Here is a 13511-nt window from a genome sequence, read left to right on the forward strand (position 1 = left end):
TTACTCTCCTTGATTATGGTAAGCATCAGATAGGGATTTAAACTCAGCTATCTTATACCTCTCTTTTAACTTATCTCTTATCATATTGCTATCTAAATTCTCATTTAATTCTATAGTTACGTCAAAATAATCAGCAGCAATAAGGTCATCGCTTTCGCTTAAAGTAATAGTTACTAGATCCACATTTAATTTAGCCAAATATGTTAAAAAAGCAGCTAAACTACCGCGCTTATTCTCTATACTTAAAATAATTTTATATCTATGCGGTGCGTTTCTGGTCCATTTGACAAATATCATCTCTTCTTTATCGCTCATAAGTTTAGCAGCTCTTTCGCAAAGCTTATGATGAACTACTACGTTGTGACCATTTTTAAAGCCTATTATATCATCGCCGCGTTTTGGATTGCAGCAGTAGTCAAACTCTACACCTTTTATAGTATGATTTGAATAGACAACGATATTATCAAATTTCTGTTTTTTTACCTCATATTTATCGGCAAATTTAAGACTAAATAATTTATCTTGTTTAGGATATTTTTTAAGTGCATTTACAACGTCTTGAAGATAAACTGAATCACTGGCGGCTCTTGCGATTTTTTTATTTAAATTTTCACTCTCTAGCCAGTCTAATATCTTTCTTTCTCCAACATTAAATATACCGACTAATATATCCATAGCTACTTGCTGATTTACTTCTCTTATCTTTTGTCTGCAAAAACTTCTTATAGTTGCTCTTGCTTTTCCTGTTTTGACATTTGATAACCAAGAACAGCGGTAATGAGCTTCATTTCCCGTTACTATGCGGATTATATCACCGTTTTTGAGCTCTGTTAAGAGTGGTACTCGTATTCTATTGACATATGCTTCTTTAGCGTGAAGTCCTACTTCAGAGTGTATCTCATAAGCATAATCAAGAGCAGTAGCTCCACGTGGAAGAGTAAAAATTCCTCCTTTTGGAGAATAAACGGCTATATCTTCTACATATAAACTATCTTTTGCATACTCATATAGATCTTCTATGCTTTTATCATCGCCTTCTTGGGCACTTATATCGCTTAGCCAATCGAGTTTTGGAGCTATTAACCCTCCATTTTTATACTTCCAGTGAGCCGCTACACCGTACTCTGCAGTTTTATGCATATCAAATGTTCTGATTTGAGCTTCGATAATACTTTTGTTATCAAAAATAGTCGTATGAATAGTCTGATAACCGTTTTGTTTTGGTAAAGCAACGTAATCTTTAAATCTTGAAATAAGAGGATTAAAGTTCATATGAAGGACACCTAAAGCCAAGTAACAATCTTTTGGATTTTTAACTATTATTCTTATTGCAAGTAGATCCAAAACCTCTTCCATACTGATACCTTTTCTTTGCATCTTTAGATAGATAGAGTAGTAATGCTTTATTCTTTTTTGAACTTCAAAACTATCTTCTGTAAAACCGCTAGTAAGAAGTTTTTCGCCTACTTTTTGACTAAATGAGTTGATTTTTAACTGAAGCTGCTGTTTGTGTTCATTTATATATGAGTCTATTACGCAATACTCTTTTGGTAAAACGTACTTAAAACTAAGATCTTCTAAGATATTTTTTACCGCCGAAATTCCAAGTCTATGTGCTATAGGAGCATAAACAACTAGAGTTTCTTCTGCTATGCGTTTTTGTTTATCTGGCCTAAGGGCTTCTAATGTTAGCATATTATGCAATCTATCACAAAGTTTTATTACAAGTACTCTAACATCTTCTATAGATACTAAAAGCATTTTTCTAAAAGTTAGCGCTGAGGCTGCTAATTTTTCATTTGAATTAGAACTAGCCAACTCATTTTCTCTTATAGCGACTATCTTAGTAAGCCCTCTTACTAAATTTGTAACCTCTTCGCCAAATTCAAATCTAACTTCATCTTCGCTACACTCGGTATCTTCAACAACATCATGCAATAAAGAAGCTATAAGCATACTCTCATCGCCACCCATATGAGCTACGAAAGAGCATACCAATATAGGATGTATGGCATATGGTTCTCCACTTTTTCTAAACTGACCCTCATGAAGCCTAACACAGTAATCAACTGCTTTTAAAAGCATTCCTGTGGGCTTTGCAACGGAGTATAAAACATCTTTTGCCGATTCAATATTTTTACTGACAACAACCTCTTCTATAAGCTGTTCTAGTATCTGTCCATTATCTATTTGATTCAACGAATGCCTCTAACAAAACCTTGCCCTCTGATATCTCAAGAAGAGCAATATCCGTAAATTTCATTTTTGCAGCGTTTATCTTTACAAGCGGCGCTGCTCCCTCTGCTAGCATTTCAGCTCTTTTTGCTACTAGTAGAGCCAATTTATATCTATCATTGCCTACTACTTGAAGCGCTTTTGCTGCTATCTCTTCTGTTCTTTGCATTATCTCTCCTTGTTAATTTTTAACTACTGAGCAGTTTGTATAATCTCCATTTGCTATCTTAAGCAAATTACCCTCTTCAAACATATTACAAACTACGATAGGAAGCTTATTATCTTTTGCTAAAGCTATTGCCGTATCGTCCATAACTTTTATATTATCTTCCATAGCTCTTTCATAAGATATCTCGTTTAATAAAACAGCGTCTTCAAATTTCATAGGGTCTCTGTCATAAACCCCATTAACCTTTGTAGCTTTTATAATCATATTCGCATCTATCTCAATGGCTCTCAAAGTAGCCGCAGTATCGGTGGTAAAAAATGGATTTCCGGTTCCAGCAGCAAATATAACAACGCGACCCTTTTCAAGATGACGTTGCGCTCTACCCATGATAAACGTCTCACAAATAGCTTCCATTTTTATGGCGCTTTGAACTCTAACGCTAAGTCCGCTATACTCCAAAGCCTCTCTCATAGCAATTGCATTAATTACGGTTGCAAGCATTCCCATATGATCGCCGCTTGTTCTTTTGATAATGCCGTCTTTTGCCGCACTTACACCCCTGATAATATTTCCACCGCCTATAACTATCCCGATTTCTATGCCATTTAAAACTAAGCCTTTTATCTCGCCTGCTATGTATTTTAATATGTGAGTATCTATTCCAAAACCGTTTCCGCCAGCCAAAGCCTCACCTGAAAATTTAACCAAAACTCGCTTTTTGTCACTCATTACTGTCTCCTAAAATTTGGGAATTATACCTAAAAACTCCTTAATATTTATTAACTCATTTAAGACTAATAAGATCAAGAGGATTGATATGATAGTTTTTTTGAGTAACTTCAAATGTCAAATCCTGCTTAACTCTTCCTATAACATAACCTTTTTTTATTTTACTTCCTACTTTTATAGTAGGAGCTATCTTATCTAAATGAGCATAAATAGTATGAATACCGTCTGAATTTTCCACAATAACTACTTTATCAAGTATCGGCGTATCTTTAGCAAATACCACAGTTCCAGCAAGTACACTTTTTACTTTTGCATCTGGTTCGTTAGAGCGAAGCACGATAGATTCATTAAAAATCTTAATATTGTAAATAGGATCAACGTAGTCTCCGAATTTCTGCTTTACGCTAAAATTATCAAGAGGAGCTATAGTTTTTTCGCCTACGTATTTTTTAACATTACTTGTTTTATAACTAGATCCTATTTGTTTTATATCTCCAGTGTTCGCATTAGCCGGAGTATTTGGCTTGGTTTGTTTAGTCTCTTTTTTTTCATCTTCTTTTTTAGCTAGAATTTGGAGCTTCTCAAGAGTTTTTCTGAGCTCATCTTGTTGATCTTGCAGTTTTGCTAACTTTTTTGAATAAATATCTTTATCTTGCTTTAAATTTGATAAATTGCTCTTTTGTTTGTTTTGAAGGCTTTTTAATTTTGCTTGTTTTTGTTTAAACTCTCTTAAGTCAAATTTAATTGAGTTTATCTTATCAGACTGAGATTTTATAAGATTTACGGTCTGCTCATAGTTTTTTGCTATCTTTTTAAATTCATCTTGCATAACCAAATTTAATTTAGACAAAACTTCATTTGCTATAATACTCTCTTCGCTCTCTTCATAATCGTTTGGAATTATAAGATCATACGCAAAATCCTCACTAATAATTCTAATCAATCTTTTTTCCATATCTTTTTGATTCTTTATCAAATCACTATTTTGACTAGTAAGCTTGTTTAACTCTGCATTAGCATCATTTGCGCTACTTTCCAACTCTTTTACTTGCTTAGCCAACTCCTCTATCTGAATAGCGGTATTTTTCACATCGGCTTCGCCTTTTATTATATCGCTAACTAATTCTTCAAGTTTTTTATTTAATTGGGTTTCTAACTTCTTAGCAGAACTTAAAGTCTCTTTTTTGTCTTGTATCTTGTCAGCAACACTAGCACCGAACAAAACGACATAAAATAATAATAGTAGTGAAATAAATCTCATTTAGGCTCTCTAGACTGAAGCATCACTAGACTAACTGCTATTATAGATACCACTATAGAAGCACTAAAAAGCAGCACCGTATCGCTAAACAAGTCTAAATTTGGAAGTTCAAAACCTATGCTAAAAACAGCATTTTGAAATATATCAAGAGCCGGAATAAAAGCATAAAACAGAGTTACTAAACTAGTCGCTATAATGCTATCAATTATTGCTAATTTATATAGCATGGCAGATTTTAGCCAGTATGGAGCCCCAAAAAGAGTCATGATCTCGACTCTTCTTTTATGCTCATACAGCCAAATTTTCATCTGTTTAAATATTAAAGCAACTCCCATAAGAGCTATAAGTACGGCAAAATATTCAAAAATAGATTTTGATAAAACAAGCATTTTATATACTTTATCATATGTTTTAGAAAAAGTTTCTACCTTTTTTATACCATTTATTTTTAGCAATCTACTTTGAATCTTTGACATATACTCAGAGCTTGGAAAACTATTTAATTTTAAAGAGTAAAACTTTGGAAGAGAGTTACTTAATACTGATAAATTTCTTGTTGAAACATCATTTTTAAGCCGATCTAAAACAGATTTCGTATCAAGGGGTATTAAATCTTTAAAGGTTTCAATATTTTGCTTGATCGTATCACTGCTAATCTCATTTTCAGAAACGATAATAATATTATAATCATTTCCCATAGTAGTTTCGTAATTACTTACTATCTTATCGACCATAAAACTAAACTCGATAGAAAAAAGCAGTATAACAAGCGGAAAAATAACACCTAAATGGCTTTTAAATGATTTCATTTATCTCTCCATTTAATAGTTCAAAATGTCTATACTCGGTTCTCAAGCTAGATGGAATTTTATGAGTTACAACAACAACGCAAGTTCCAAGACCATCTCTAGCAGACTTTAAAAGCGACCATATCACATCACTTGAATACTCATCCAAACTACCTGTAGGCTCATCACATAACAGAAGCTGAGGATTATGCACTAAAGCCCTTGCCATAGCTACTCTTTGTTGCTCTCCGCCACTTAGTTCAAGTGGAAATTTATCTGCTTTATGAAGTAAATTTACATGATTTAGCAGCTTTGCGGCCTGTTTTTTACATACACTTTGGTTATAACCTTTAATTATAAGAGGAAGCATTACATTTTTTTCAACATTCCACTCATTTATAAGTCTAAAATCTTGAAAAATTATTCCTACTCTTTGTCTAAGAAGCGCCAAGCTTGATCTGTTTATATCTTTAAGCTCGCTTAAACATACTATTAGACTGCCTCTATTTACAGATATATCTCCGTACATAGATTTTATTAGCGTAGATTTTCCACTGCCGCTTTTGCCTGTTATAAATACAAAATCATTCACGTTTATGTTAAAATTTGCTCCATTTATAACATTTTGATCTCTTTCATATCCGATATTTAGATCCTTAGCTTCTACGATGTGCTGCAACTTAAATACTCCTTTAGAGTGCTGTGTGCTTTTAAATTTTCATAAGTAAGAAGTGGTTTTTTAATAAAATATGAGGCTTTTGAATTCTCCACTAGTATAAAACAGTGCTCAGGTCTATAAAACGAGCCAAATGCGACCCTTAAAAGCAGTCCGCCGTTTTTTTCGCTGCTATCTTTTTTATAAATACGCTCCATATGAATAAAATAGTCATCTTTTTTTATAGTTTTATTCTCGAATTTAGACAAAATATCTTCTTCTAAAACAGTCCCAAACTCAAAATCTCCATGCAAAACTTTCTGCTCACTAACAATTAAATTTGTAAAAACAACATCATAAATATCTCTATTTTGTTTTATCCATCTATCTTCATATTTGCTTGAAACATCTAAAAAACGATTTTTATAGATCTCCATTTTAGCTTCTTTTAAATTTAAAAAACAAGATATCGTAAAATCGGTGTAATTTTTATCATCACTCCTAAGCTCAAATGAGCCGCCTGATTTTAAAACTCTTTGACACTCATTTGCAAACTCAGCACTCACTACGCGTCTTTTTTCTGACTTTTCCCAAGGCACTGGAAAGTGTAGAAACAATCTATCTACGCTATTTGAATGGAGCAAAGACATAACCAATCTAGCATCTAAATTCAAAAGAATGACATTTTTTAATCCCATACTCAAAGCTAGATTATTTACCTGCTCGCAAGAGCGTTTATAAACTTCTATACCAACTACTAAAGTATTTTCATCTGTTTTTGCCTGATATAATAGATGTCTTCCGCTGCCAAATCCAATCTCTACAAAAATCTTTTTAAACTCACCGCTCTTTAGCTTTTCTAAAAACTGAATGTCGTTTAATATAAACTCTTTTTTTGCAAGTTGTTTTTCATTTTTAATAGCTATGGTCGATGATTTTAGATCTAAAACATTAAGATCTTTATATACACTAAGAGCTTTTTGGATAGTGCCCAGACTAGCAGGACGAGTTAGCTTATCTGATTTAACTACGAATTCGGTTTTCTTATCCTTTACAAGTAAAAAAAACTCCTTTTTACCTGTTTTTGTATAGATAAGACTTTCATCACCTGCTTTTGCACTCCATAAGAACTCAACGCCATCTGCCCCAAACGGAAATTTGAGATTTTTTAGACTGGTTGCTACGAAATTTGGCATTACTTGGCTACTACAATAGCTTGTTTGGACTCATTTGAGTTTATGCCGTACTCGTCAATTCCTACAATTTTATAAGTATATTCAAGCCCAAATTGTATTTGGTCATCATTATAACTATTACCAACTATATCTTCTATGGCTTCTTCACCTGCAGCACTTGATTTTAGTATTTTGTATTTTACGCTTCTGTTATCGCTTCCTGAGCTCCATGAAAGTTCTATACTTATACCATTAAAGCTAGCTCCTGTTATAATAGGAGATTTAGGAGATGTTAGAGTATTCCCCACTACCGGATTGTTTTGTTTTGGACTTTCTAATCCGTCTTTATCTACCGCAGTTACTTTATAATACATCTGAGCGCCGTTTTCGTTTATAAGATCATCATACTGAACAGATGTCGTTTCTGTAAGTTTCAAAAGTGGAAATATCTCATTTGACGAACGATATATATTATAATGAGAAAAATCGTCATTCGTGTTTGGCTCCCATGTCAAAGTTATCTTTTTAGGAAGATTTGTTGTCGCTTGCAAATTCAAAACCAAATTTGGAAGAGCTTTCGTTTGAGCAGATATAATAGCACTTGGTCCAGAAGTAATGCCGTCAACTGTTTTAACAAGTATTCTATACCTATAATGATGATTTGGATCAAGACCATCATCTATATACTCTACGTTTAATCTACCTTTTACCTCAGCTATACGATACCACTTATCGCTTGAAATATTATTTCTTTCAATTATATATGAAGCAACTCTAGGATCTGGATGCGGTCTCCATAAAATTTTAATTCTATTTGGCAATCCATAAACGGCTTGGGCAAAAGATACCGATTCAATTAGTTTGCTTGTAGAAACAGTTATAATCTCTCCGTTGTTTGATATATCACCATTATTATCATAGCTTCTTAGCTCATAGCTGTACTCCGTAGATGGAGCTAAGTTTGTATCTACGTAATGAGTTGCGAATCTATCTTTGATATTTGCTACTACGCTCATTTTTCCATCTTCATTAGGATTTGAGCGATAAAGATAGTATCCGGCGATATTTTCATCATTTACAGGATTCCACTCAAACGCTATTTGAGTCATATCGCTGATTGTTTTTAGGCTATTTATGGTCGGGAGATTTGGATTTACCTGAGATACTTTATAGGCACATCCACTCATTAAAGCCATAAAAAGCAGAGCTAACAAACTCGGGATCAATTTTTTCATTTAAAATCTCCTTGTCAATTTTTTTACTTAAAATATCATAAAAATCAGTTGGTAAAGGTGCTATAAACTGCATCTTTTCACCGCTTTTAGGGTGTGTTAAATTTAATATATAAGCATGCAGCATAACTCTTTTTATTTTACAATTTTTGCTCTTAAAACCATATAAATTATCACCTAAAATGTGGCGATTTATACTAGCTAAATGCACTCTTATCTGATGAGTTCTACCCGTGAATAACTTCGCTGCTATTAAATTTAGATCGTCTTCGCAAATAATATTCGTAAAAGCGGATTTTGCAGCTCTACCGTTTGCCGCAACACTATTTTTCAATCTATTTTGCGGATTTCTGCCTATTGGCCTATCAATAATTAATTTATCTTTAAGATTGAAATCTATCAAAGCTAAATATACTCTGCCCATACTCTTATCACTTAATTGAGCGGCTAATGCGGAGTGAGAAGCGTTATTTTTAGCTACTACTATAACTCCACTAGTTCCTTTATCTAGCCTATGAACGATACCGGCTCTTATGTCTCCATTAAGAGTAGAGAGCATATAACCGTTTTGTTTTAGCCACTCTACCAATGTTGCTTCTTTAACGCTAGGTGCCGGATGGACTGTAAGATTTGAAGGTTTATTTAACACTAAAATATCATCATCTTCGTATAAAATTTTCACATCAAAATCAGCTTTAAACTCGCAGTTTTCAAATTTAGCCTTAGGCAAATTAAAACCGATTTTGTCGTTTAAAAGAACTTTAAATGACGGTTTTAGCATTAAATTATCATTCACATATACATTTCCAGATTTTATAAGCTCACTAATTTGATTTCTTGAAATGCTCAGATATGAAGCGAGAATTTGATCTAGCCTAGCACTGTTGCTAGATATAAATTCATTCAATCTTAATCCTTTTTTTAGTATAATTTTACCAAAAAATTCTTAGGTTTAAATTTGATACGATTAGACAAGCGTATTTTAACGCATTTTGATTTTGTTCAGCCTATTTTAGTGCTTCCTATTATTATTTTATCTTATACTCTAATCTCTGAAGCAAATGACATGTTATCTAGCAAACAAATAGTATATTTTAGCATAGGTTTTTTAGCTTTTACATTCTTTTTTTTGATGCCTATTAGAAAGATAGAGTGGCTTATACCTACCGTATATTGGATAAATATCATTTTACTTTTCAGTGTTGATATTTTTGGTGTAAGTAAACTTGGTGCGCAAAGATGGCTAGAAATTCCATTTGTACATTTTACTCTTCAACCTAGTGAAATTATGAAGCCATCTTTTATTCTTATGTTAGCATATCTTATAAAAAGAGATCCTCCTGGTATAAACGGATATAATCTAAAACAGTTTTTAAAAATCAGCATTTATATATTACTACCATTTGGACTTATACTAAAAGAGCCTGATCTTGGTACGGCAATGATGCTGATCATCACAGGATATGGTATTTTATTTATAATAGGAGTAAATAAAAAAATTTGGCTAACACTCGCTATTTGCATCGGTGTAGCAGCTCCAGTAATTTATGAAAGCTTGCACGACTATCAAAAAAAGCGAATAGTAGATTTTTTGAGTAAAGAGCCAAGCTATCAAGTAAGGCAATCTATTATAGCAATAGGAAACGGCGGAATCACTGGAAAATCGGCTGAAGAAGCTACTCAAACTAGATTTAAATTTCTACCTATAGCAACAAGTGATTTTATATTTGCCTATACTATAGAAAGACACGGTTTTATAGGGGGCATGGTGCTTATCTTGCTTTATGGATTTTTGATAGCTCATTTATTAAGTCTTAATTATAAACTAAAAGGAAATTACTTTATAAAGGCCGTCACAAGCGGAATTTCCATTTTAATATTTATATATGTAAGTGTCAATATATTTATGACTATAGGTTTTGCGCCTGTCGTAGGAATACCTCTGCCATTTTATAGTTATGGCGGAAGTAGTTTTGTAACGTTTATGTGCTTATTTGGGATATTGCAAAACCTGCTTACATTTAGATTTGATCCTACTTATAGATTTATAAAGATCAAATTTTAATGATTTTTAACTAAGTTTTGAATTTGACTTTTCACATTTTCGTATGTTAAGTTTGAAACTTCTTTTATAAACCTACCTTTTTTATCAAATAAATATATAGACGAACTATGCGCCACAGAATACTCCATCACAGAGTCATTTAAATCTACTATTTGATATTTGGCTCCATAATTTTTAGTTACTCTATCTAGCTCACTATCGCTAAATCTCAAACAAACAGAATTCGGATAAAAGTACTTAGCAAACTCATCACAACTTTTGATATCATCTCTTTTTAGATCAAGAGTAACAAACAAGATCTCTACAGAGTCATTTATCTTAAGCTCATTTAGAGCTGTTGAAACCAAAGTGAGTGTCGTAGGGCAAACATCCGGACAAAATACATAGCCAAAATACAATATCTTGTATTTACCATCAAAACTCTTCATGCTAACTTCACCATTTACGGTAGTCGCTTCAAAATCATATTTAAATATTTTTAACTTATGATTTACTAGCAAAAATGCGCCAGAAGCGATAAACACAAAGACTAACAGATATAGTATCTTTTTCATTCATATCCCTTTGAGTTTAATATAAACATAACTTTGCATTGTATCACAGTAAAGATTAGAATAAAATTATATAAAACTTATTTAAATTTAGACATTGATAAATATCAATATAAGATTTAATACAAAATGATATAAGTTTAAAAAATAATAAGGAGTATCATTATGTTTAAATCACTCTATTTTAGAATGAGAATAATACATATAGCAGGAATCTTAGTTTTAGCGATAAATGCTTTTTTCTTTACCGAAAATCAAATCGGTCAAATAGTACAATACATAATAGTTGCGGCACTGGTATTTCACGATATCGATGAAAAAAGATGGGGAGTAGATATGACCAAAGAGATAATAAAAAAGTTGAACAATATAACATTAAACTCAGATATTAAAGTAAATACGTCTTTTAGCAAGGAAAATGGAAAAATCCTTTCGAGCATAGATGAATTTAAAGAAAATATTAAAATTATCGTAGCGGCAATTTCTGAAAATACCATTAAAAATAGTCAAAACATCAAAGGATTAGAAAATATAGGAAATTCGCTATATATTTCCAACAATAATATGAAAAATATCGTAGATATAACATATTCAAAAACAAACTCTATCAACGCCCTACTCGATAATTTTATCAAAGATATACTCCAAGCAAAAGCGGATCAAGAAAGCATGTTCAGCACATCTCAAGAAATTAAAAATTTATTAGAAGACGTGCAAAACTTAGTAAAGAAAATTTTCAATCAAAACAGCGAACTTGCGGATCATTTCAACTCTTTAAAAAACAACATAAATTCGATAATGAAAATAGTACAAACCGTAAGTAACGTAGCAGATCAAACAAACTTACTAGCATTGAATGCAGCTATAGAAGCAGCCAGAGCCGGAGAACACGGAAAGGGATTTGCAGTTGTTGCGGACGAGATAAGAAAGCTATCTGAATCAACGCAAAACTCGTTAGAAGAGATAAATAATAATATAAAAGAGATCACAAAAGGTGTTGATAATAGTAAAAATTCGCTATCATCAACTATGGAAAATGTAGATTATTTACTATCAAAAAGCACAGATACGAATGAAAAATTAAACAACTTTGAATCTATTTTTAACAACAACTACAAAACCACTCAAAAGATTATAGAACATAGCTCGCAAACTAAATCAAATTTAAAAGACATTACTGCAGAAGTAGGCAAAATCGGAATTCTAGCGGATAATAGCCTTGTAAATTCAAAAGATATAAATGAAATTTCAAAAGATATAAAAAACAGTTTTGATGAGCTACAAAGAGCCGTAGATAGCTTTTTTAAATAAATACTTAATTGATATATTTGAGCTTAGACTCGAATATATCAAAAAAACAATTTGATAAAGATAAAAAATAGCTATTTTTTATAAAAATAAATTTGAAAATATCTTAAAAATTCAAATCTATCAAATAAATTTAAAATCCGTTTTTATAACTCTCGCCCCAATTTTCTAAAGCGATTAAAATATTTTCTAAACTATGGCCAAGCGGAGTAAGTGCGTATTCTACACGCGGAGGCACTTCGGCATAAACCTTCCTGCTGATGATTTTTGCATCTTCTAACTCACGTAAATTTTGAGTTAATACGTTTTGACTAATGCTTTGATTTTTAGTTGCACTTATACTTTTTTTAAGTTCGCCAAAGCGTTTTTTACCACCCATTAAGTCTCTAATAACTAGAAATTTCCATTTATTGCCGATAAGATTTAAAGTAGTCTCCACAGGACAAGGAGAAAAATATCTATTCATGATAAAATCCTTTTTAAATTTCAAGCCAAATTATAACAAATTTTGAGATCAATATCTCAATTAAATTTAAAAATATTTAAAAAATTATACACTTTAAATCTCTAAAATAGACAATGCTATTAAAAATAATACTAAATTATAAAAAAATATCTACTTGTTTTTTAGAACTTAAATTTATTATAATTCTAGCATTAATTTTAGTATGCAAGTTAAAAATACAAATTTATTTAGGTGATCATATGAAAAAGATAGCTATATTAGCCGCAAACGGTAAAGCAGGACAAGCAATCGTTTATGAAGCGTTAAGTAGAGGTTTTAACATAAGCGCTTTTATACGAAATGGTTTAAAACAGCAATTCAAAGACGATATAAAAATCGTGCAAAAAGATATTTTTTCTTTAAATTCAGAAAATTTGGAAGGATTTGATTATATAATTGATGCTTTTGGAGAGTGGGAAGATTTAAATTTGCATAAAAAACACATAGAACATTTATGTAAAATTTTACATAATAATAAGGCAAAGCTTGTTATAGTAGGCGGCGCAGGAAGTTTATATATGGATAAAAATCATTCAACTATGCTTATAGATATGCCAAATTTCCCAAACGAATACAAACCTTTAGGAAAAGCTATGGCTGAAGGTTTAGAGTTTTTACGCAGTGAAAACAAGATTAATTGGTTATATGTAAGTCCTCCTGCCGATTTTATTCCAGATGCCCCAAAAAGTGGTAAATACAAAATTATAAGCGAAGAATTTGAGGTAAATGACAAAGGAGAGAGCAAAGGAAGCTACAAAGATTACGCAGCAGCTTTACTTGATGCTATGTTAAATTATAAACTAAATCGAACGCGCATAGGCGTAATAGGCTTATAAAA

At 31.9% G+C, this 13511-nt stretch carries 14 protein-coding genes; 3 read left to right on the plus strand and 11 right to left on the minus strand.

All coding sequences use genetic code 11. The features are described 5' to 3' along the window. The 9 genes from DQN38_RS05935 to DQN38_RS05975 all read right to left on the minus strand — a co-directional run bounded on the left by DQN38_RS05935 (position 1) and on the right by DQN38_RS05975 (position 9151). Entirely contained in the window at positions 1-2085 is a 2085-nt protein-coding gene (locus tag DQN38_RS05935; protein WP_002849880.1) for a RelA/SpoT family protein, read from the minus strand. Positions 2086-2182: 97 nt separating this feature from the next. Continuing rightward, positions 2183-2404, minus strand: coding sequence for a DNA-directed RNA polymerase subunit omega (locus tag DQN38_RS05940; protein WP_002849881.1), 222 nt, complete (start codon positions 2402-2404; stop codon positions 2183-2185). 12 nt (positions 2405-2416) lie between these two features. Then, a complete protein-coding gene (gene pyrH, locus DQN38_RS05945; RefSeq protein WP_002849882.1) occupies positions 2417-3133 on the minus strand; it encodes a UMP kinase in 717 nt (238 codons plus the stop codon). Between the two features lie 55 nt (positions 3134-3188). Further along, positions 3189-4394 (minus strand): murein hydrolase activator EnvC family protein, encoded by a 1206-nt coding sequence (locus DQN38_RS05950; RefSeq protein WP_024305465.1) that lies wholly within the window; start codon positions 4392-4394, stop codon positions 3189-3191. Then, a complete protein-coding gene (locus DQN38_RS05955; RefSeq protein WP_024305464.1) occupies positions 4391-5203 on the minus strand; it encodes an FtsX-like permease family protein in 813 nt (270 codons plus the stop codon). Before DQN38_RS05955 ends, DQN38_RS05950 begins: the two co-directional genes overlap by 4 nt. Next, positions 5190-5861, minus strand: a complete 672-nt coding sequence (locus DQN38_RS05960; protein WP_065844059.1) for a cell division ATP-binding protein FtsE — start codon at positions 5859-5861, stop codon at positions 5190-5192. The genes DQN38_RS05955 and DQN38_RS05960 overlap by 14 nt, the downstream gene beginning before the upstream one ends. After that, positions 5846-7033 carry a tRNA (guanosine(46)-N7)-methyltransferase TrmB gene (gene trmB, locus DQN38_RS05965; protein WP_002849909.1) on the minus strand — a complete coding sequence of 396 codons (1188 nt, stop codon included), beginning with the start codon at positions 7031-7033 and terminating at the stop codon, positions 5846-5848. Before trmB ends, DQN38_RS05960 begins: the two co-directional genes overlap by 16 nt. After that, a complete protein-coding gene (locus DQN38_RS05970) occupies positions 7033-8247 on the minus strand; it encodes a fibronectin type III domain-containing protein (protein ID WP_002849911.1) in 1215 nt (404 codons plus the stop codon). The genes trmB and DQN38_RS05970 overlap by 1 nt, the downstream gene beginning before the upstream one ends. Continuing rightward, the gene (locus DQN38_RS05975; RefSeq protein WP_038453823.1) at positions 8180-9151 is read right to left on the minus strand and encodes an RluA family pseudouridine synthase; all 972 of its coding nucleotides are present in this window, start codon (positions 9149-9151) and stop codon (positions 8180-8182) included. Before DQN38_RS05975 ends, DQN38_RS05970 begins: the two co-directional genes overlap by 68 nt. 51 nt (positions 9152-9202) lie before the next feature. On the opposite strand from DQN38_RS05975, the gene DQN38_RS05980 reads away from it, so the two are divergent. Beyond that, positions 9203-10309, plus strand: coding sequence for an FtsW/RodA/SpoVE family cell cycle protein (locus DQN38_RS05980; protein ID WP_002849915.1), 1107 nt, complete (start codon positions 9203-9205; stop codon positions 10307-10309). Here the strand turns inward: DQN38_RS05980 and DQN38_RS05985 are convergent. After that, on the minus strand, positions 10306-10863 hold the full coding sequence (locus DQN38_RS05985; RefSeq protein ID WP_002849917.1) for an SCO family protein: 558 nt from the start codon (positions 10861-10863) through the stop codon (positions 10306-10308). The two genes, DQN38_RS05980 and DQN38_RS05985, sit on opposite strands and share 4 nt — an antisense overlap. 666 nt (positions 10864-11529) lie before the next feature. Between DQN38_RS05985 and DQN38_RS09295 the strand changes: the two genes are divergently transcribed. Continuing rightward, positions 11530-12171, plus strand: a complete 642-nt coding sequence (locus DQN38_RS09295) for a methyl-accepting chemotaxis protein (RefSeq protein WP_394326871.1) — start codon at positions 11530-11532, stop codon at positions 12169-12171. A gap of 130 nt (positions 12172-12301) precedes the next feature. Here the strand turns inward: DQN38_RS09295 and rrpB are convergent, their stop codons facing one another. After that, positions 12302-12634, minus strand: a complete 333-nt coding sequence (gene rrpB, locus DQN38_RS05995) for a MarR family transcription factor RrpB (protein ID WP_038453828.1) — start codon at positions 12632-12634, stop codon at positions 12302-12304. A 239-nt stretch (positions 12635-12873) separates the two neighbouring features. Here rrpB and DQN38_RS06000 point away from each other — a divergent pair, with 239 nt between their 5' ends. Further along, a complete protein-coding gene (locus DQN38_RS06000) occupies positions 12874-13509 on the plus strand; it encodes an NAD(P)H-binding protein (protein WP_065844139.1) in 636 nt (211 codons plus the stop codon). Positions 13510-13511 lie beyond the last annotated feature (2 nt).

The organism is Campylobacter fetus subsp. fetus, assembly GCF_900475935.1.
Classification (GTDB): domain Bacteria; phylum Campylobacterota; class Campylobacteria; order Campylobacterales; family Campylobacteraceae; genus Campylobacter; species Campylobacter fetus.

Coding starts and splice junctions, on each gene's coding strand:
- DQN38_RS05935 (WP_002849880.1), bottom strand. CDS start 2,085: ATGCTTTTAAAAGCAGTTGATTACTGTGTTAGGCTTCATGAGGGTCAG.
- pyrH (WP_002849882.1), bottom strand. CDS start 3,133: ATGAGTGACAAAAAGCGAGTTTTGGTTAAATTTTCAGGTGAGGCTTTG.
- DQN38_RS05970 (WP_002849911.1), bottom strand. CDS start 8,247: ATGAAAAAATTGATCCCGAGTTTGTTAGCTCTGCTTTTTATGGCTTTA.
- trmB (WP_002849909.1), bottom strand. CDS start 7,033: ATGCCAAATTTCGTAGCAACCAGTCTAAAAAATCTCAAATTTCCGTTT.
- DQN38_RS09295 (WP_394326871.1), top strand. CDS start 11,530: ATGTTCAGCACATCTCAAGAAATTAAAAATTTATTAGAAGACGTGCAA.
- DQN38_RS05950 (WP_024305465.1), bottom strand. CDS start 4,394: ATGAGATTTATTTCACTACTATTATTATTTTATGTCGTTTTGTTCGGT.
- rrpB (WP_038453828.1), bottom strand. CDS start 12,634: ATGAATAGATATTTTTCTCCTTGTCCTGTGGAGACTACTTTAAATCTT.
- DQN38_RS05985 (WP_002849917.1), bottom strand. CDS start 10,863: ATGAAAAAGATACTATATCTGTTAGTCTTTGTGTTTATCGCTTCTGGC.
- DQN38_RS05955 (WP_024305464.1), bottom strand. CDS start 5,203: ATGAAATCATTTAAAAGCCATTTAGGTGTTATTTTTCCGCTTGTTATA.
- DQN38_RS06000 (WP_065844139.1), top strand. CDS start 12,874: ATGAAAAAGATAGCTATATTAGCCGCAAACGGTAAAGCAGGACAAGCA.
- DQN38_RS05940 (WP_002849881.1), bottom strand. CDS start 2,404: ATGCAAAGAACAGAAGAGATAGCAGCAAAAGCGCTTCAAGTAGTAGGC.